Below are 18,997 nucleotides of genomic sequence, written 5' to 3'. Positions count from 1 at the left end.
ATTTGTAGTAAATGTCGTCTAACTTCAGTGCTATCGTGAAAGCTTAAGCTCCCACAATGCGGGTCATAACGGCGTTGCCACAGGACGTTGCGTTCTTAGCCGTTGTTCCTTTAATAAAAAACACAAAAACCCCCCTCGTCAAAAGGACGAAGGGAGCGGATTCGCGGTACCACCTTTTTTCACGGATGCATGCAACTACCACATACGCCCGGCACTTAACTTAATAACGGTTCTACACCGGCTTCCATTACTCATTATTTTCACGGAAGCTGCTCAAGGGTGACTTTCCAATGTTTCTACTTAAGAAATCTCACAGCATTGATTTCTCTCTCTGAAAGCAGAATGCCAAAGTACTCTTCCCTATCTTAGCAATTAGTCGATCATTCATTTATATATAATATTAGCGAAAATCATATATGATTGTCAATGATTATTATGTCTTTTTATCAGGATAGGCAGATACAATGCAGTTTATACTGTCTAGGCACAAATTTATTTTCTCTACATAATTTATGGTATCAGATATTCAGGGAGGTTTATTGATGAAAAACAAATTCAATCAGTATACATTTCAATCGTGGATGAGGACATTTAAAGGGGCATGCAGGCAGCTCGTTGTCCCCTTCGCTATATTCCAAACGATCAGGACTTTTATTTTCCCTACTACAGTCGATGTTTTATTATTAGCAATCTTTATTGGTTTGGCTCTTGCCTTTCATTATGAATGGTTATAATAATGAATAACTACGGAGCGAGCAAAAGGCTATCTGTTAAAAATCAGGTTAGGAACACACATTATCCTGTGCAGTGTTCGTGGATTCCCTTCACTCGGCTTTGTGTACATTTGAAGTAAGACATTTACAGTTTTTTTTAATGGAAATCAGTAAAAGTTTTATACTTGCTTAACTAACAAAAAACCCTCCACTATTTAGTCGGAAGGTTGCGATTGTTCCATTTGTTTTTTTCTTTGCTCCGTTTCATTTAATGTCATGACGATATATTCTGTATTTTTCATTTGCCAATAACAGGTTTGCAATTCACGAATATACTTCATTTCATTTTTTTCTTTTGCCGTTGAAAAATAACTCTCTATCACTCTATAAATCGCCCCTGGTTGGGCTAAGTAACTGAGAAACAAATACATTTCTTCCTCTTTAAATGGAAAATGCCGAAAGTATAACTCTAGCCACTCTACACTCTCATTAAATTGCTTTGGATGCGTGTTCAGCATTCTCGATAAGAATGGCAATAAATCGTGTATGGGTGAGGCAGTTCTGGACTTTTCAAGGTTAGAAAAGAAACCAAGCCCTTTATCATTATACAAGAAGTGTTCAGTAGAAAGTTTACCATGGACGATCACACTTCTTGCTTTCGTTTCTTCTAAGGAGGCTTCGTGCCACTCGTTTAATTTTCCAAGTGCATAACGCTGCCCCCCACTAATTTCAGAAAAATAAGTGCAAAACATCAATTGAAAAGGTGACATATACCATGTTTTCTCACTAAACTCAATATATGTTTCTAATGCTTCTTGTTCTTTTTCCCAACGCGCTTTCGTTATGTCAAAATGTTCTTTCCGTTCTTCTTTACTAACAGGAACCTCACGAGCTGAGAGTGTATGAATACGCGCCAATTCACGAAACAACTCATGGTGTTTTTGAGTATGGTCTTCTCTTAACTTATTTTCTAACCATGGCATTAAATAATAAAGATATTTTCCTTCTAAAATGGCATAGCGACCATCTGCTGCAGGAAATATGGGAACAATTCGGTTATAGCCACGCTGGTATAGAAATTGCATATAATAAAGGAAATCAAGACCTTCCTCTGCTCTCATTCTCTTTAATGCATAGTCTCCTTTATCCGTATAAACTTTATAAACTTTGCCGTATTTCTCCACAAATTTAGGGTGAAGTCCATAATATTGTACTATTTTTTTTACCTCTTCATCTGAAATACGCACCATTATATATCACCTGCTTATCTAAAAAAAGCCACTATTCCGTCTTAATTTGATTTTAGCGTGGATACTTTTACAGGTATATATAGTACTTGACCCTCAAATACTTCATGATTTGCTTCTAATTGATTTGCACGTAGGATTTGCTGAACAGACACTTTATATTTATCCGCTAATTCCTGAATCGAATCTCCAGTCTGTACAAAGCAGACCTTAAGCTTCGCTGCAGATTCTTCCTCTTTTCTTGCAAAGAAATCAGAAAATGACATGGATTTATATTTATCTTTTTTCTTTTTCACTTTATTTTTTTCTTCGTTGTCTTTATGTGAATGGGAAGACGACTCTTCATCATATTTGCCATTATTCATATGTGACGAGGATTCCATATACTGTTGGGAACTTTCACTTGGCATGTAGTTTCTCCTTCGTTCCAAAGACCCCACGGCTATTTCTGGCAACTTCGGAAGATGATAATCTAAGGTAGGACGTACATCTGCTAATTCTTTTTCCTTAAAGATAATATTTGCCTCTACTTTAAATGGATCATAAAAACTAGTATCTTCAATTTCTCTTTCCTTCCATTCCTCCCCCCTCGAAACCACTTGAAGCTCTATTGATTCATCCTCGATGGCTTCTTCCTGGTGTTCTGCTTGATGCTTTTCGCTGATTTCCGCTAGAACTTCTGTAGACTTCTCTTCCTGGATTCTTGCTTCTTTTTCTTCTGGCGCTTCTTCAAGTGCTTGGATTTCTTCTGACACTCTTTCAGTCTCTACTGCTATCCGAGTTTCTTCTACAACTTCGTTGCGGGCTTCTATTTGTTTTTCTTCTGACTTCTCTTCACTGATTTCTTCCATAACATCTTCTGATTCTTTCCCCCGAACCTCCAATTGAATTTCTTCTCTTTCTTCTTGCAAAACTTCCTCTTTTAAAGCATGTGCTTCGATATTTTCTTCCGAAATTTCAACTGGCTCTGTGCGACTAGATGCTTCCTCTGTATTAGAAGGTCTCTCTTCCGTATCTTCTCCAGAGTCTATCGTGTCTTCGGAAGGTTCTATATCTTCATAAACACCTCTGATTCCAACGTCTGCTAGCAGTTGTAGACGGCAATTTTCCGGGAATTTGTAATCAAATGAATCAATTTCCACGGAAATTTCCTCCATTTTGTTAATTTTTCTTTTAGGAATTGTAATATCCAATGGGAGTTGGTGGAAAAATTCACTTTCTAACTCATTTCTCATCTCAACAGATTGGATATATTGACGCCCTATATCTAGGAGTTCATCTTCATTTTCTTCATTCGAATGTTTATATTCACCGCTTAATTCGAGCGTGCCTTTTAACACAACATAATCATCTTCATCCAATATTTCTATATGGGGGCTTAATGAAATAGATATAAGTTCCTCTACTTCCTGTCCTCTTTCAAACCAGATAGACTCTTTAACTTTAAATGTAATAGTTGATTCTTTGCGTTCTGGCAATACAGACTCCTCCTTTCAAATCCATAACAAAATAATCATTGGTCAATTACATTCTATGAGCCATACTAATATTTTATGAAAGAAAAAAAGAGGAATGCAATTGCAATTCCTCTTTTCGCTTATTATTTATTTCTATTACTTAATTATGTTAAATGCTTTTTCAGCAGTTGCGATTGTTGCTGCTATATCTTCATCCGTATGCGCAGTGGAGAGGAATAAGCCTTCAAATTGCGACGGCGGTAAGAAAACACCGTTATTGGCCATTTCTTTATAATATGCAGCGAACAGTTTCAAGTCTGATGTTTTAGCATGTTCATAATTATGAACCTCTTGATCGGTGAAGAATATTCCTACCATCGATCCTGCTCTGTTAATCGTATGCGGAATTCCATGTTTTTCAGCTGCCTTTTTTAAACCAGCTTCAAGCATATCAGCCTTGCGATTAAAGTCATCGTATGTTTCAGGTGTAAGTTGAACAAGTGTTTCGTATCCTGCTGTCATTGCAAGCGGATTACCGGACAGCGTTCCAGCTTGATAAATAGTACCACTCGGAGCTATCCGTTCCATTATTTCTGCTTTCCCACCAAATGCGCCAACAGGTAGCCCGCCACCAATTACTTTTCCTAAACATGTAATATCTGGTGTTACACCGAAATACCCCTGTGCGCAATTGTAAGCCACACGGAACCCAGTCATTACTTCATCGAATATTAGCAACGCGCCATATTCACTTGTTACTTCACGCAGGCCTTCTAGGAATCCTGGTAACGGAGGAACGACACCCATGTTTCCAGCTACAGGCTCAACAATTATGCCGGCAATATCTTCTCCATATTCTTTGAAAGCATAGCGAACGCTATCCATATCATTATATGGAACTGTAATCGTATTTTTTGCCACTCCTTCTGGGACACCAGGACTATCTGGTAGACCAAGTGTCGCGACACCAGAACCAGCTTTAATTAAAAGTGAATCACCATGCCCGTGGTAGCAGCCTTCAAATTTCAATATTTTATTGCGGCCAGTATATCCACGTGCCAATCGAAGCGCGCTCATTGTTGCTTCCGTACCAGAAGAGACCATTCTAACAATCTCAATCGAAGGAACACGTTCGATTACTAGTTTTGCTAGTTTATTTTCCATGATGGTCGGTGCACCAAAGCTTGTACCTAATTCAGCAACCTTTTTAATTGATTCTACCACTTGGTCATTTGCATGTCCTAAAATAAGCGGACCCCAAGACAGTACATAGTCAATATATTCATTCCCATCAATATCATAAATACGAGAACCTTTTCCCTTGGACATAAAAATCGGATCCATATCAACTGATTTAAATGCACGCACTGGGCTATTTACCCCGCCCGGGAGCATTGTAACAGCTTCTTTAAAAGCTTGTTTAGATTTTTCATATGAACGCATGAAACAAACCTCCAGTTTTCATATATTTAGTTTGATTCTTTTAGTGCGTGTTCAAAAAGGTGCCAAATTAGAAACAAGAAGTTCGAGGCAAGAAGGTTTTGAGGATCGGAGCGTATGCTTTTAATACGTGAGAACCGGAAAAACCAAGCAACGAAGAAATTCGCCGTTTATCATTTGGTGACTTTTTGAACATCCTCTTTTAACCATCTCGCTACATCTTTTGCAAAATATGTAATGATTAATTCTGCTCCTGCACGTTTGATGCTCGTCAGCATTTCCATTGTCATCGCTTTTTCATCAACCCAACCATTTGCTGCCGCTGCTTTAATCAAGGAATACTCTCCGCTCACATTATAAGCGACAACAGGTGCATTAAAACTGTTTTTCACATCTCGGATAATATCTAAATATGAGAGCGCAGGTTTGACTATAAGGAAATCTGCTCCTTCTTCCATATCTGATTCCGCTTCACGTAATGCTTCTATGCGGTTTGCTGGATCCATTTGATACGTTTTCCGGTCACCAAACTGCGGTGCACTATTAGCCGCATCACGAAATGGTCCGTAAAAAGCAGAAGAATATTTAACAGCATATGACATAATCGGCAGATGTTCAAACCCTGCTTCGTCTAGCCCTTTTCTAATTACCGCCACAAATCCATCCATCATATTAGAAGGTGCAATAATATCAGCGCCTGCTTTTGCTTGGCTAATGGCTGTTTGAACTAATAACTCAAGGCTTGCATCATTTAAGACATCTCCGTTTTCAATGACTCCGCAATGACCATGGTCTGTGTATTCACATAGACAAGTATCTGCAACAACAAGCAAATCCGGCTGATGTTTTTTGACTGTACGAGTTGCCTCTTGAACAATACCATGATCATGATACGCCCCTGTGCCACAATCGTCTTTTTCTTCCGGAACGCCAAATAAAATGATTGCTTTAATCCCAAGACTCACAATTTCTTCAAGTTCTGCTGGTAATTTGTCAAGTGAAATTTGGTAAACACCTGGCATGGAGGCAACTTCATTTTTTTGATTTTTCCCTTCAACAATAAAAAGTGGATAAATAAAATCTTCTGGACGTAGATGTGTTTCTCGAACCATTGCTCTCATACTAGAGGATGCACGTAGTCTTCGATGACGTTTAAATTGGATATTATCCATAATTATAGCTTCCTTTCATTCGCATTTTCAGTAAAGTATGTGCAAAGCTCGGCAAACATGGAATCGATTGTAAACGTTTGTGGACAAACACTAACCTCATATCCTGCCTGCTCCACTGCACGTTTAGTCACTGTGCCAATTGTTGCAATCTCTATTTTTTTCGCGTGATTATCTAGATGATATTGATCGATAATTTTCTTAAAATGATTAAAAGTGGATGGGCTTGTGAACGCTACGATATCAAGCTGATCTTCGGTTAATAATTGAATGAGATTATCTGTTTTTTCTGTTGGATAATACGTGTCATAAACAATCCATTCATCAGCCACAATATGATGTGATCTGAAACTCTCAGCGATTGTTTTACTAGCCAAATTACCTTTAGGTATGAGTACTCTTTTAGCTGAAAGTTCTCTTTCAAAATATTCACGAGCAAAGTCTTCTGCTGTATATACATTTGGCATAAAACGGGATGGCAACTTATAGCGATCAAGTGCTTCCCGTGTTTTTTCACCAACAACAGCAAATTGAATATTACTTTCCCTAAATTGCGACTGATCAATATGGCCTTGAATATGTTGAAAAAAATAGTCCACACCATTTTTGCTTGTGAATATAATCCAATCATACTGAGCAATATTTTTAATAAACAAAGGGCCATTGATATCTTCATGTGCGCGAAAGTCAATAAGTGGCACCATATAAGGAATGCCACCCTTCGACGCAACATTCATACAGAATTTTTCCCCTTGTTCACTTCCCCTTGTTATCAAAACATGCTTACCTGCTAGTGGTAATTGTCCACTGTTCATTGGTCCAATTCTTCTTTTACTTGATCGATTAACGCTTTTGCTCCACGCTCACTTAAAATTGCAGCTGCCTCATCTCCAACAGATTGCGGATTAGAACCGACGACACATTCTTTATAAATAATACGGCCATCAGTTGATGCAACTAGCGCAGTTAACTCAATTTGATTTTCCGCGTTTAATATTCCATAGCCAGCAATCGGTACTTGACAACTACCTTCCATTCTCGTTAAAAAAACACGTTCCGCTTCTACTGTCCGAGCTGTTTGTTCCGAGTTCAATTTAGCAAGTTCAGTAAGTAATTCATGATCATTTTCACGACATTCAATCGCTAATGCTCCTTGTCCAATTGCCGGTAGACAAATTTCCGGTTCTAAGAATTCTGTTACCATCTCTAAGTCCCAACCAATCCGTTTAAGCCCTGCTGCTGCAAGTATAATCGCATCATAACCCTCAGTTTCCAGCTTCTCAAGCCGTGTGTTAATATTTCCACGAATCCATTTAATCTCAAGATCAGGTCGTTTCGCTAATAATTGCGCACTTCTTCGTAAGCTACTTGTGCCAATAACCGATCCTGCAGGCATATCTTTTAATTTCACATGGTCTTTTGAAATGAGCGCATCACGAACGTCTTCCCGCTCTGGAATACAGCCAATTATTAAGCCTTCAGGTAGTTCAGCCGGCATATCCTTCATACTATGTACTGCCATATCAATTTCCTCGTCAAGCATTGCTTGTTCAATTTCCTTGACAAACAAGCCTTTCCCTCCGACTTTTGAAAGGGTGACATCTAAGATCCGATCACCTTTTGTGACAATTTCTTTTACTTCGAATTCAAATGGTACACCTAGTTTTTCTAGTTGTTCACGCACCCAATTCGTTTGCGTTAAAGCTAATTCACTTCTACGTGAGCCAATAATAATTTTTCTCACTTTGTTTACCCCCTGCTCAAAAAATAAAGTATAACAGATTAAACTTTGGAAAAAGCATGTCACAACAATTTTAACGCTGGTGTGATTCGTCATGTGAGGCTAATAATGCCAAATATGAAATAATGACAAACGGCTAGCTAAAAAGAAATTGATTAAGACTATTAGAAAAGCTGCAATATTCCATAATGCAAATTTCCTACCGAATATATCCTTTTTCCCATGCAAATAAAGAATAAAGCTATATATAAATAATAAGACGAATGAGCCGATGATTTTTGAATCATACCAAAATAAATACGTAAGCTTAATATATCCCCATAGCAACCCTAGAATTAAACTTAGTAATAGGATCGGTACTCCGATCATATTTAATACATATGATATTTTCTCGAGTTTCGCCAAATCACTTAAGCGCCAAAGCCTTTTTAGACTCTTCTTTTCTTTTAGCAACTTATATTGAAATAAATAAAGAACTGAAAATACAAAAGATAAAGTAAATGCTCCATATGATAAAATTGCCATTGTAATGTGAATAAACAACAATTCTGATACTAACTGTTCAGCCATCAACTGAGAAGGTCGTTGAATCGGTGTAAAGGCATGAATAGCCATAATACTAAATCCAACAATATTTGTAAAAAATACAGTAAAATCGACTTTTAATATTTTATGGATAGCAAGAGATAGCGTAATTAACACCCAAGCATAAAAATATAGTCCTTCAAACAGCGTAAGTACTGGGAATCTTCCAGTCTGTAGCATATAAAGAAATAAAAAAATTGTTTGAAGTATCCAAACAATCGAAAGTAACCAGAAGGCAAGACGATTAGCCTTCTGATTTTTAGCAATAAAATCGATAAAGTAAAGCATGATCGAAAGTGCATATATCACAATAACAATTTCTGGCAGTCGAATCATCCATAGCTCAAACATAGCTCATTTCCTTTTATGCCCTATACGATGGCAGTGGTGCCGCTAATTTTATTTTATTTTCATTATTCAACTGTTCTTGAACTCGTTCAGTTTGTCCAACTTCAGGGTCTTCCAAAGCGAATATTTGTTTGAAAAGAGCAATCTTCTCGGCCGCTTGTGGCTCTCCTGCAAGTTCTTTCACTTGTAAAATAGGATCTTTCAGTAATTGATTAATAATACTTTTCGTATGCTTATTCAGCACCTTTCTTTCTCGATCGGAAAGATGCGGAAGTTTACGTTCAATGCTACTCATTGTTTCTGATTGAATAGTGAGAGCTTTTTCCCGTAAGGCGGAAATTGTCGGTACAACGCCCAACATATTCACCCATTCATTGAACTCCATTACTTCTTCCTCAATCATAAGCATAATTTTTTCTGCTGCTTTTTCCCGTTCAGCAAGATTAGATTGAACAATTCCCTCTAGGTCATCAATATCATAAAGGAATGCATTTTCTACTTCTGATATCGCCGGATCCAAATCCCTTGGAACAGCAATATCAACCAGGAAAAGTGGACGGCCTTTCCGCATTTTTTCCATGTTTATTAGCATGCTCTTTTCAACAACATATCCACGGGCACCTGTGGAACTAATAATAATATCAGCATCCATAATCGCACATTGTAATTCTCGCAGCGATTTTGCTTCGCCATCAAAACGGTCAGCAAGTGTTTGCGCTTTTTCAAAGGTACGGTTGATGACGCTAACTTTTGTTGCTCCATTGGAATAAAGATTCTTGATCGCAAGTTCACCCATTTTGCCCGCACCGATTACAAGTACATGTTTGTTCTGTAGATTACCAAACACTTTCTTAGCAAGTTCTACAGCAGCATAGCTGATGGATACGGCATTTGCACCGATATCTGTTTCTGAATGTGCTTTTTTTGCAAGAGTGACAGCTTGTTTCATCAGATGATTAAATACAGTGCCTGTCGCACCATTTTCCTGTGCTTGCAAAAAGCTCGTTCTTACTTGACCTAAGATCTGCGTCTCACCTAGCACCATAGAATTTAGTCCACACGTCACTTTAAATAGATGCTCAATTGCGGATTCATGTTCATGAATAAATAAATGGGGTGAAAATTCTTTTTGGTCAATACTAAACCATTCTGATAAAAATTCTTTAATATAATAACGTCCAGTATGAAGTTGATCAACGACCGCATAAACCTCTGTCCGGTTACATGTTGAAACAATCACATTTTCAAGAATGCTTTTTTTATTTTTCAAAGCCGCCATCGCATTTGGTAAAGCTTCTTCCGTAAAAGCAAGCTGTTCCCTCATTTCCACTGGGGCTGTTTGATAGTTTAATCCTACGACGATGATGTGCATAAAAAAACAGGCACCTCCAAGATAATTACTCAATGCTTCCATTATATCACGTAGATTAGAAGTATTCTAATAAAGATGTGAACAGATAATGAATTAAGGCACGAATACAACACCTAATTAAAGCAAGGTAAAGTAAGACGTTTTTTATAATTGACGTTCTAAAAAAAATTTCTAAACCTGAAGTATAAAAAGATAATACGTACTATGTTATATTTAAGCAATACGATGTTCTTATAACCTTTTGTAACATATCAAAAACTTAAATGGAATACAAGGAATTGAGACAGGTGGGAATAATATGAAAAAACAAGCATTATTTGCAGGAATTATCTTGTTTGGATTCGGTACTTATTTCTTATTACAACAATATCATTTTACCCTAATATCAGGTTTATACACATGGCCCACACTCTTAATAATTATCGGAATTGGCTTTCTTGTACAAGCATATGCCGGGAAAAGTTACGACGCGATTATTCCTGGAATTGTGCTCACAGGAATTGGCTTGCATTTTCATATTACTAATAAGCTTGCCGTTTGGCCTGATCACACTGGTATATTTTTGCTAGTCATTGCTCTCGGACTTTTATTAAAATACATAAAAACTGGAACCTCGCTCATACAAGGCATACTTTTTCTTTTAGCTGCTATTTTTATTCTATTTTTTGACAGGTTAATAAATTGGGCAGTTACAAATGGGTATAATATCACTGTTATTAGTAAGATTTGGCCATTTTTCTTTATTGCAGCTGGCGCATATTTTTTATTTTTTAGCAAAAAACAGCGGTGATAAATGATTATCAGCTTCCATACAATTAGTGATCGTTTATTTGATCCACTACAACCATAAACCATAAAAACAAGCTGTCGGGATATTTCCGACAGCTTGTTTCTTTTTCCTTAAGACATCCTTTTTTTCAACGCATTCCACACTGTATCTTTTCCTTCAGATGTTTCCGATGAGAACACAATAATTTCATCCTCTTTTACAAGATCAAGATTTTTCCTTATAATCGAGGCATGTTTATCCCGTTTACCACGCGGAATTTTATCCGCTTTCGTGGCAATGACAATGCAAGGAATGTGGTAATATTTTAGGAAATCATACATCGTTATGTCATCTTTCGTCGGTGGATGACGCAAATCAACGATTAACAGTGCCGCACTTAATTCCTCTCGGCTTGTGAAATAAGTTTCAATCATTTTACCCCATGCTTCTCTTTCACTTTTCGAAACTCTCGCAAAGCCATAACCAGGTACATCTACAAAGTAAAGTGCTTCTTCTATCTTATAATAATTCAACGTTTGAGTTTTCCCTGGTTTAGAAGATGTACGAGCCATGCTTTTTCTATTAATCATTTTATTAATAAAAGATGATTTCCCTACATTTGATCTGCCAGCTAATGCAAATTCGGGAAGGCCCTCTGTCGGGTATTGTTCTGGTCTGACTGCACTGATAATAAGTTCAACATTATTTACTTTCAATTCTTTTCACCTACTAGCGCAGAATCAAGGACTTCATCCATATGCGCTACAGGAATAAAGGTTAAATCGTTACGCACACTTTCAGGAATATCATCGATATCTTTCTCATTTTCTTTCGGCATAATAATGGTCGTTAATCCCGCACGATGAGCACTTAGGCTCTTCTCTTTCAAGCCGCCGATCGGAAGCACTCTTCCACGTAACGTTATTTCACCTGTCATTCCTACTTCTTTTTTTATTGGTTGGCCAGTTAAAGCCGATACTAGAGCTGTGGCAATTGTAATTCCCGCTGATGGTCCATCTTTCGGAACTGCACCTTCAGGAACGTGAATATGGACGTCACAGGACTCGTGAAAGTCTTTATCAAGTTTCAGTACTTCCGCCTTTGAACGAACATAGCTAAACGCTGCTTGTGCAGACTCCTGCATCACATCACCAAGTTTTCCGGTTAACACTAATTTGCCTTTTCCCGGTGATAAGGAAACTTCAATTTGAAGAGTATCCCCTCCAACAGATGTATAAGCAAGTCCTGTCGCAACTCCGACTTGATCTTCCAATTCAGCCTGACCATAGCTATATTTTTTCTTACCTAGCAATTCTTCTATATTTTTCTCAGTAATAATAACACGTTTACGATCACCCGATACGATGATTTTTGCAGTTTTTCTACATATGGATGCTAATTGTCGATCCAATTCGCGTACACCAGCTTCTCTCGTGTAATAGCGCACTAGCTGTTTTAAAGCATCATCTTTAATCTGAAGCTGGCTTTTCGTTAACCCGTGTTCTTGGATTTGCCTTGATAATAAATGATCTTTCCCAATATGAATTTTTTCCAATTCTGTATAACCAGGAATCGTAATAATTTCCATCCGGTCTCTGAGTGGCCCCGGTATCGTAGCTAGGTCATTAGCTGTAGCTAGAAACATTACTTTTGATAAGTCGAAAGTTTCTTCTATATAATGATCGCTAAAGGTACTGTTTTGAGCCGGATCAAGTACTTCCAACATTGCAGAGGATGGATCACCACGAAAGTCATTTGACATTTTATCAATTTCATCAAGTAAGAAGACTGGATTGTTCGTTCCTGCTTTTTTCATCCCTTGGATGATTCGTCCTGGCATGGCACCGACATATGTTCTACGATGGCCACGAATTTCCGATTCATCTCTGACGCCTCCAAGTGAAACCCGAACGAAATTGCGTCCCATTGATTCTGCTATCGAACGCGCAAGGCTTGTTTTACCAACGCCTGGAGGGCCGACGAGACAAAGTATTGGACTTCGTAGTGAATTCGTCAACTGTTGAACAGCTAAATATTCCAATACTCTTTCTTTTACTTTTTCTAAACCATAATGATCACGTTCAAGAATTTTTTCGGCTTTATGAATATTTAAATCCTCTTTTGTGGCTTTTGCCCATGGTAAGGAAATAACCCAGTCAAGATAATTACGTATAACTGAACTTTCAGCAGAAGTGGCAGGGATTCTTTCATATCTGTCTAGTTCTTTGTATGCAGCTTTTTTTGCATGTTCTGGCATTCCTGCCTGTTCAATCTTTTCTGTTAACTCAATAATTTCAGCTGATTTTCCTTCTTTATCCCCTAGCTCTTTTTGAATAGCTTTCATTTGCTCTCGTAAATAATATTCCTTTTGCGTTCTTTCCATTGATTGCTTAACACGCTGACCAATTTTTTTCTCAAGGTTAAGCACTTCTTTTTCATTATGAATAATCTCAATTACTTCACCAAGTCGTTCTTTCACATTTATTATTTCAAGAATTTCTTGTTTATCCTGAAGTCTTAATGGTAGATGTGAGGCGACTATGTCAGCCATGCGACCCGGCTCTTCGATATCCGCAACAGTAGCAAATGTTTCTGCAGATATTTTTTTCGAAAGCTTAATATATTGTTCGAAGTATTCTAGCATTGTCCTCATCAATGCTTGAATTTCGACATCTATTTCAACTTCATCTTCAAAAAGTTCTAAACCAGCTGCCAAATAAGTATCTTTATTGATAAATGATACTAGCTTAGCCCGAGAAATTCCTTCTACTAACACTCGAATAGTCCCGTTAGGTAATTTAAGCATTTGTTTAACTTTTGTTAAAGTACCCATTTCGTATATATCTTCTTGTTCTGGTAAATCAACTGACACATCTTTTTGTGTTGTTAAAAATATAAAATTGTCTGTCAACATAGCTTGTTCCAACGCCTGAACGGATTGTTCCCTTCCTACATCAAGGTGCAAAACCATTGTCGGGAAAACTAACATCCCTCTAAGAGGCAACAATGGCACAAGCGGCTCTATTTCTTTCGTCAATTTGTACACCTCCAAAATACAACCCCATGCAAATTAGAAAAGCGCAAGGTAATCAGCTTTATGCGATAAGTAATAACGAACGTTAATATCTTATAAAGTGAAACTCCCATCAATCGTGCCTTTACGGTCAGTTATCCTCCAATTTAGCTTAACTGTTTTTTACTTAGAATCGTAGGTTTTACTGCTCGTTAATCTGCGAATAAATCTGCTTTTCAAGAGTCTTTGTTCAATTTTAGCTTATTATGCCATACCATGTCGAGGGACAGGCATTATGAGAATATTAGGAGATGTACTTTCGTTTATACACTTCTCTTATTCTGCTCTTCATTGTTCGTCGTATAGCGCAATTCCTGACCTGGATTATGCACTAACGCAAACTCAAAAGCTTCCTCTATTCGTTTTATCGGGATAATTTGAACACCTGTTATTTCTCGTAAGCTCGACTGCATATTTTCAAAAGGAATTAATACCGAATTAGCTCCGGCAATTTTGGCCGCCTTTACTTTTGAGTATATTCCACCCACAGGTTTAACATCTCCATGAATGCCAATTTCACCAGTCATTGCGATTGTGTTTTTAACTGGTAGTTTATAAATGGCCGAATAAACTCCCACAGCCATTGCAACTCCCGCAGAAGGGCCATCAGTCGGTATACCACCAGGATAATTCACGTGAATATCATATTGATTAGCCGGAACGCCCATCGTTCTAAGCACTGTAATAACATTTTCGATCGAACCTTTTGCCATACTCTTACGTCTAACGGTTTTACCTTGCCCATTAATCGTTTCTTCCTCGATAATTCCGGTAATTGTAATAGAACCATTACTTTTTGTCGGTAAAACTATCACCTCTATACCAAGGAGCATCCCTGTAGTTGGACCAGTAACTGCAAGTCCGTTGACGATTCCAACTTCCGCTTTATGAGAGATCTTTTTATCATACCTTGGCGACAATTGGCTTGAACGGATCATCCATTCCATATCCTGCTCACGTATATGGTCCCTATTTTCTGTTATGGCTATCCCAGCTGTAATTTGGACCATATTTACAGCCTCTCGTCCGTTTCTAGCATACAATGATAATGCGGACAAACTAGGTTCACCAATGCTCAACTTCACTTTTTCAGCTGCATTTTTTGCGATTGCCACTACCTCATCTTGATCTAACTCTCTAAAAAAAACTTCCATGCAGCGTGACCTTATAGCGGGTGGTATTTCATTAGGTGTTCTTGTTGTAGCACCAATCATTCGAAAATCAGCAGGTAGACCACGTTTAAATATATCATGAATGTGAGCTGGAATTTGCGTATTTTCTTCACTGTAATAAGCACTTTCCAAAAAAACTTTTCGATCTTCTAAAACTTTCAGCAATTTATTCATTTGAATAGGATGTAATTCTCCAATTTCGTCAATAAAAAGAATCCCTCCATGTGCATTTGAAACAGCTCCTTGCTTCGGTTGCGGTATTCCAGCTTGCCCCATGGCCCCAGCACCCTGGTAAATCGGATCATGGACAGAACCAATTAATGGATCTGCAATTCCGCGCTCATCGAATCTTGCTGTTGTAGCATCAAGCTCAACAAACACTGCCTCATTACTAAATGGGGATCGCTGATTTCTTTTTGCTTCTTCCAATACTAATCTTGCTGCTGCCGTTTTTCCAACACCGGGAGGACCATAAATTATTACATGCTGCGGATTAGGTCCGCAAAGGGCTGCTCTTAATGCTTTTATCCCATCTTCCTGTCCGACGATATCCGCAAATTTAGTAGGACGAACCTTTTCAGCAAGTGGTTCCGTTAGCCTTATCGCTCTACGTTTTCTCAGTAATTCCATTTCCTTTTTTGATTCTCGGTCAATTGTCACTTTTTGTGCACGTTGATTTGATAGTAAATTAAAAAAGTATAAACCAATTACTATCCCAAAAAACAACTGAACAATTAAAACGAGTACAGTCCAATTCATCGCATTCCCTCCAAGTATATTTTTACATATGTGCTAGTATCTCCTCTGAAGGAAAGGATTAAACGGAAATACTCGATCCAACTACGTTTAGATTAGACTTTTTTGCATCGATACCCACACATAATCTCATGAATTTAAAAAACGGTCCAGGAAGTATATACCTCCTGAACCGTTCATTTAATTATAATTGGTATTTATTCAGGCCCACATAAAGTGGGTCACATGTTGTTGCCCGACGTGGCGAACTTAACGATAATTCATTTTATTTATTCATTACTTAACAGGCACTTACGCAGATGTTTTTTCTGTTCCTTTGATGATAGTACCATCTTCAAGGACAAGTTTTGGTGCCTTTTCTTCCAGTACTGCCTCTTTTGTAATGATACATTTTTTAATATCATCACGTGAAGGAAGATCGAACATTACATCGAGCATAATCGTTTCAATAATGGAACGAAGCCCACGTGCTCCTGTTTTTCTCTCAATGGCTTTTTTGGCAATTTCACGCAAAGCATCTTCTTCGAATTCTAGTTCCACGCTATCAAGCTCAAACATTTTTTGATATTGTTTTACTAGTGCATTTTTCGGTTTTGTCAATATTTCGATCAATGCAGCTTCATCAAGCTGCTCAAGGCTAGCAATGACTGGCAAGCGGCCAATGAATTCTGGAATTAATCCGAATCGAAGCAAGTCTTCTGGAAGTATCTTTGTCAATAATCCAGTCGAGTCGGCATCATCTTGCTTCACTTCAGAACCAAAACCAATAACCTTTTGTCCTAAGCGACGCTTAATAATTTGTTCCACACCATCAAAAGCCCCACCACAAATAAATAAGATATTTGTCGTATCGATTTGAATAAATTCTTGATGTGGATGCTTACGGCCACCTTGAGGAGGAACGCTTGCTACCGTACCTTCTAATATTTTCAACAATGCTTGTTGAACACCTTCACCAGACACATCGCGTGTAATGGATGGATTTTCAGATTTCCGGGCAACTTTATCGATTTCATCGATATAAATAATCCCTCTTTCTGCTTTTTCCACATCATAATCAGCGGATTGGATCAATTTCAACAAAATGTTTTCAACATCTTCCCCAACATAACCTGCTTCAGTCAAAGATGTGGCGTCTGCAATTGCAAATGGCACATTTAAAATACGAGCTAGTGTTTGCGCTAATAATGTTTTACCGCTACCTGTTGGGCCAATTAAACAAATATTACTTTTCGCAAGTTCCACATCGTCTATTTGGCTATTTGAATTGATACGTTTATAGTGATTATACACCGCAACTGCGAGTGACTTTTTCGCTTGATCTTGCCCAATAACATATTCCCTTAAGATCTCCCTGATTTCCTGGGGTTTCGGAACATCTTTGAACTCAACCTCTTCTTCTGTACCTAGCTCTTCCTCTACAATCTCCGTGCAAAGCTCGATACATTCGTCACATATATATACACCAGGACCAGCAACTAATTTGCGGACCTGTTCTTGGGTTTTTCCACAAAAAGAACATTTCAATTGCCCTTTTTCCTCGTTGAACTTAAACAATGTAATCTCACCCCTTTTAATAACTAAACCTTCGTCATATTAGTATTGCCTAAAAACATTTTATACCCTCGACAAATAGTTATGTATTGCATTGTAGCATACACTTCCATATAATAACCATTATTTTGCGCTAAATAGGCTGTACATATTCCGTGATCTTTCGAAGAATCATATTTCGGTAAATGATCTTTTATTACTATTATGTAGTTCTTGTACAAAACAAGGCACGAGTACTTCCGTGCCTTGTTACATCTTATGTGATATATGCCAATCTTATGTTATTAATTATGCGTTTGTTTTGCTGTTTTCAACAAGAAACTCAACTGCTTTTTGTACTTTCAAATCAGCCTTTAAGTTATTCAAGTTGCCACCTAACGCTTTTTGAATTTCTTCTACAGGCATATTATACATTTCAGCCATTTTATTTACTTCTTTGTTCACATCTTCATCATCAGCTTCTAATTTCTCTACTTCAGAAATTGCTTCAAGTGTAAGATTTGTTCTCACACGTTGTTGAGCATCTACAGTCATTTGTTCGCGCAATGCGCTTTCTTCTTGACCAGAGAATTGGAAATATAGTTCAAGGTTCATTCCTTGCGCTTGCAAGCGTTGTTCAAACTCTTGCATCATGCGGTCTACTTCTGATTCAACCATTACGTCTGGCACTTCAATTTCCGCGTTTGCTGTAGCTTGTTCAACTAATGAATCACGAAGTTTTTGTTCAGACTCTGTTTTCTTACTTTTCGTCAAACGTTCTTTAATAGATGTTTTCAAGTCTTCAAGTGTTTCTGCTTCCTCGTCCACATCTTTTGCAAACTCATCATCTAATTCAGGAAGCTCTTTTGTTTTGATTTCATGGACTTTCACTTTAAAGATCGCTTGTTTGCCCGCTAATTCTGCTGCATGGTATTCTTCCGGAAATGTTACTTCAACCTCTTTTTCTGCTCCAGTTTCTAGACCAATTACTTGTTCTTCAAAACCTGGAATGAATGACCCGGAACCAATTTCTAGTGTATAGTTTTCTGATGTCCCACCTTCAAAAGCTTCTCCATCTACGAAGCCTTCAAAGTCGATAACGACTGAGTCGCCATCTGCTGCAGTACCTTCTTCTTTAACGACAAGCTCCGCTTGACGTTCTTGAAGTGTTTTTAGTTCTTCTGTGATATCTTCTTCTGTTACTTCTGTTTCTAGTCTCTCTGCTTCTAGTGCTTTGTATTCACCAAGTTTTACTTCTGGCTTTACAAGTACTGTTGCTTTGAAAATCAATTCTTTACCTTTTTCCATTTGCTCGATATCGATATCAGGTCTATCAACCGGTTCAATCCCTGCTTCATCGATTGCATTTGCATATGCATCAGGCAAAATAATATCTAATGCATCTTGGTAAAGTGACTCAACTCCGAAACGTTGTTCGAACATTCCCCGTGGAATTTTACCTTTACGGAATCCCGGAACATTCACTTGTTTTGAAACTTTTTTAAACGCTGCGTCAAGACCAGTTTTTACCGTTTCTGCATCTACTTCTACTGTCAGGACACCTTTATTACCTTCTTGTTTTTCCCATTTTACTGACATAATCATTACCTCCAACAATATAT

The 18,997-nt window shown here is 37.8% G+C and carries 15 protein-coding genes and 1 other annotated feature; of the genes, 2 read left to right on the top strand and 13 right to left on the bottom strand.

Features of this window, described 5'->3' with window-relative positions; all coding sequences use genetic code 11:
• Positions 1–139: 139 nt before the first annotated feature.
• Positions 140–376 (bottom strand) — a binding site (T-box leader).
• Positions 377–542: 166 nt separating this feature from the next.
• On the top strand, positions 543–734 hold the full coding sequence (locus MHB53_RS24865) for a hypothetical protein (RefSeq protein WP_340923779.1): 192 nt from the start codon (positions 543–545) through the stop codon (positions 732–734).
• A 194-nt stretch (positions 735–928) separates the two neighbouring features.
• Here the strand turns inward: MHB53_RS24865 and ysxE are convergent, their stop codons facing one another.
• From ysxE to hemA, 8 genes are all read right to left on the bottom strand, one after another.
• A complete protein-coding gene (ysxE, locus tag MHB53_RS24860) occupies positions 929–1,963 on the bottom strand; it encodes a spore coat protein YsxE (protein WP_340923776.1) in 1,035 nt (344 codons plus the stop codon).
• Positions 1,964–2,004: 41 nt separating this feature from the next.
• Positions 2,005–3,438, bottom strand: a complete 1,434-nt coding sequence (locus tag MHB53_RS24855; protein ID WP_340923773.1) for a LysM peptidoglycan-binding domain-containing protein — start codon at positions 3,436–3,438, stop codon at positions 2,005–2,007.
• Between the two features lie 135 nt (positions 3,439–3,573).
• A complete protein-coding gene (gene hemL / locus MHB53_RS24850; RefSeq protein ID WP_340923771.1) occupies positions 3,574–4,860 on the bottom strand; it encodes a glutamate-1-semialdehyde 2,1-aminomutase in 1,287 nt (428 codons plus the stop codon).
• A gap of 170 nt (positions 4,861–5,030) precedes the next feature.
• Positions 5,031–6,029, bottom strand: coding sequence for a porphobilinogen synthase (hemB, locus tag MHB53_RS24845; protein WP_340923770.1), 999 nt, complete (start codon positions 6,027–6,029; stop codon positions 5,031–5,033).
• Positions 6,030–6,031: 2 nt separating this feature from the next.
• Positions 6,032–6,841, bottom strand: a complete 810-nt coding sequence (locus MHB53_RS24840; protein ID WP_340923767.1) for a uroporphyrinogen-III synthase — start codon at positions 6,839–6,841, stop codon at positions 6,032–6,034.
• The gene (gene hemC / locus MHB53_RS24835) at positions 6,838–7,770 is read right to left on the bottom strand and encodes a hydroxymethylbilane synthase (protein ID WP_340923765.1); all 933 of its coding nucleotides are present in this window, start codon (positions 7,768–7,770) and stop codon (positions 6,838–6,840) included. Before hemC ends, MHB53_RS24840 begins: the two co-directional genes overlap by 4 nt.
• A 99-nt stretch (positions 7,771–7,869) precedes the next feature.
• The gene (locus MHB53_RS24830; protein WP_340923763.1) at positions 7,870–8,703 is read right to left on the bottom strand and encodes a cytochrome c biogenesis protein; all 834 of its coding nucleotides are present in this window, start codon (positions 8,701–8,703) and stop codon (positions 7,870–7,872) included.
• Between the two features lie 13 nt (positions 8,704–8,716).
• On the bottom strand, positions 8,717–10,072 hold the full coding sequence (gene hemA, locus MHB53_RS24825) for a glutamyl-tRNA reductase (protein WP_340923761.1): 1,356 nt from the start codon (positions 10,070–10,072) through the stop codon (positions 8,717–8,719).
• 298 nt (positions 10,073–10,370) lie between these two features.
• Here hemA and MHB53_RS24820 point away from each other — a divergent pair, with 298 nt between their 5' ends.
• Positions 10,371–10,862 (top strand): LiaI-LiaF-like domain-containing protein, encoded by a 492-nt coding sequence (locus tag MHB53_RS24820; protein WP_340923759.1) that lies wholly within the window; start codon positions 10,371–10,373, stop codon positions 10,860–10,862.
• A gap of 110 nt (positions 10,863–10,972) precedes the next feature.
• Here MHB53_RS24820 and yihA read toward each other — a convergent pair whose 3' ends face one another.
• From yihA to tig, 5 genes are all read right to left on the bottom strand, one after another.
• Positions 10,973–11,557: a ribosome biogenesis GTP-binding protein YihA/YsxC gene (yihA, locus tag MHB53_RS24815; protein ID WP_340923756.1), complete on the bottom strand. Its 585-nt coding sequence runs from the start codon at positions 11,555–11,557 to the stop codon at positions 10,973–10,975.
• Positions 11,554–13,830: an endopeptidase La gene (gene lon, locus MHB53_RS24810; RefSeq protein WP_445661545.1), complete on the bottom strand. Its 2,277-nt coding sequence runs from the start codon at positions 13,828–13,830 to the stop codon at positions 11,554–11,556. Before lon ends, yihA begins: the two co-directional genes overlap by 4 nt.
• Before the next feature lie 347 nt (positions 13,831–14,177).
• Positions 14,178–15,845 (bottom strand): ATP-dependent protease LonB, encoded by a 1,668-nt coding sequence (lonB, locus tag MHB53_RS24805; RefSeq protein WP_340923752.1) that lies wholly within the window; start codon positions 15,843–15,845, stop codon positions 14,178–14,180.
• 288 nt (positions 15,846–16,133) lie between these two features.
• Positions 16,134–17,399: an ATP-dependent protease ATP-binding subunit ClpX gene (gene clpX / locus MHB53_RS24800; protein ID WP_340923750.1), complete on the bottom strand. Its 1,266-nt coding sequence runs from the start codon at positions 17,397–17,399 to the stop codon at positions 16,134–16,136.
• 285 nt (positions 17,400–17,684) lie between these two features.
• Complete coding sequence (gene tig, locus MHB53_RS24795; RefSeq protein WP_340923749.1) at positions 17,685–18,974, bottom strand: trigger factor; 1,290 nt, start codon at positions 18,972–18,974, stop codon at positions 17,685–17,687.
• Positions 18,975–18,997 lie beyond the last annotated feature (23 nt).

It is taken from the genome of Bacillus sp. FSL K6-3431 (assembly GCF_038002605.1).
Taxonomy (GTDB): Bacteria; Bacillota; Bacilli; order Bacillales; family Bacillaceae_C; genus Lederbergia.
This window is presented reverse-complemented; position numbering and strand designations above follow the sequence as displayed.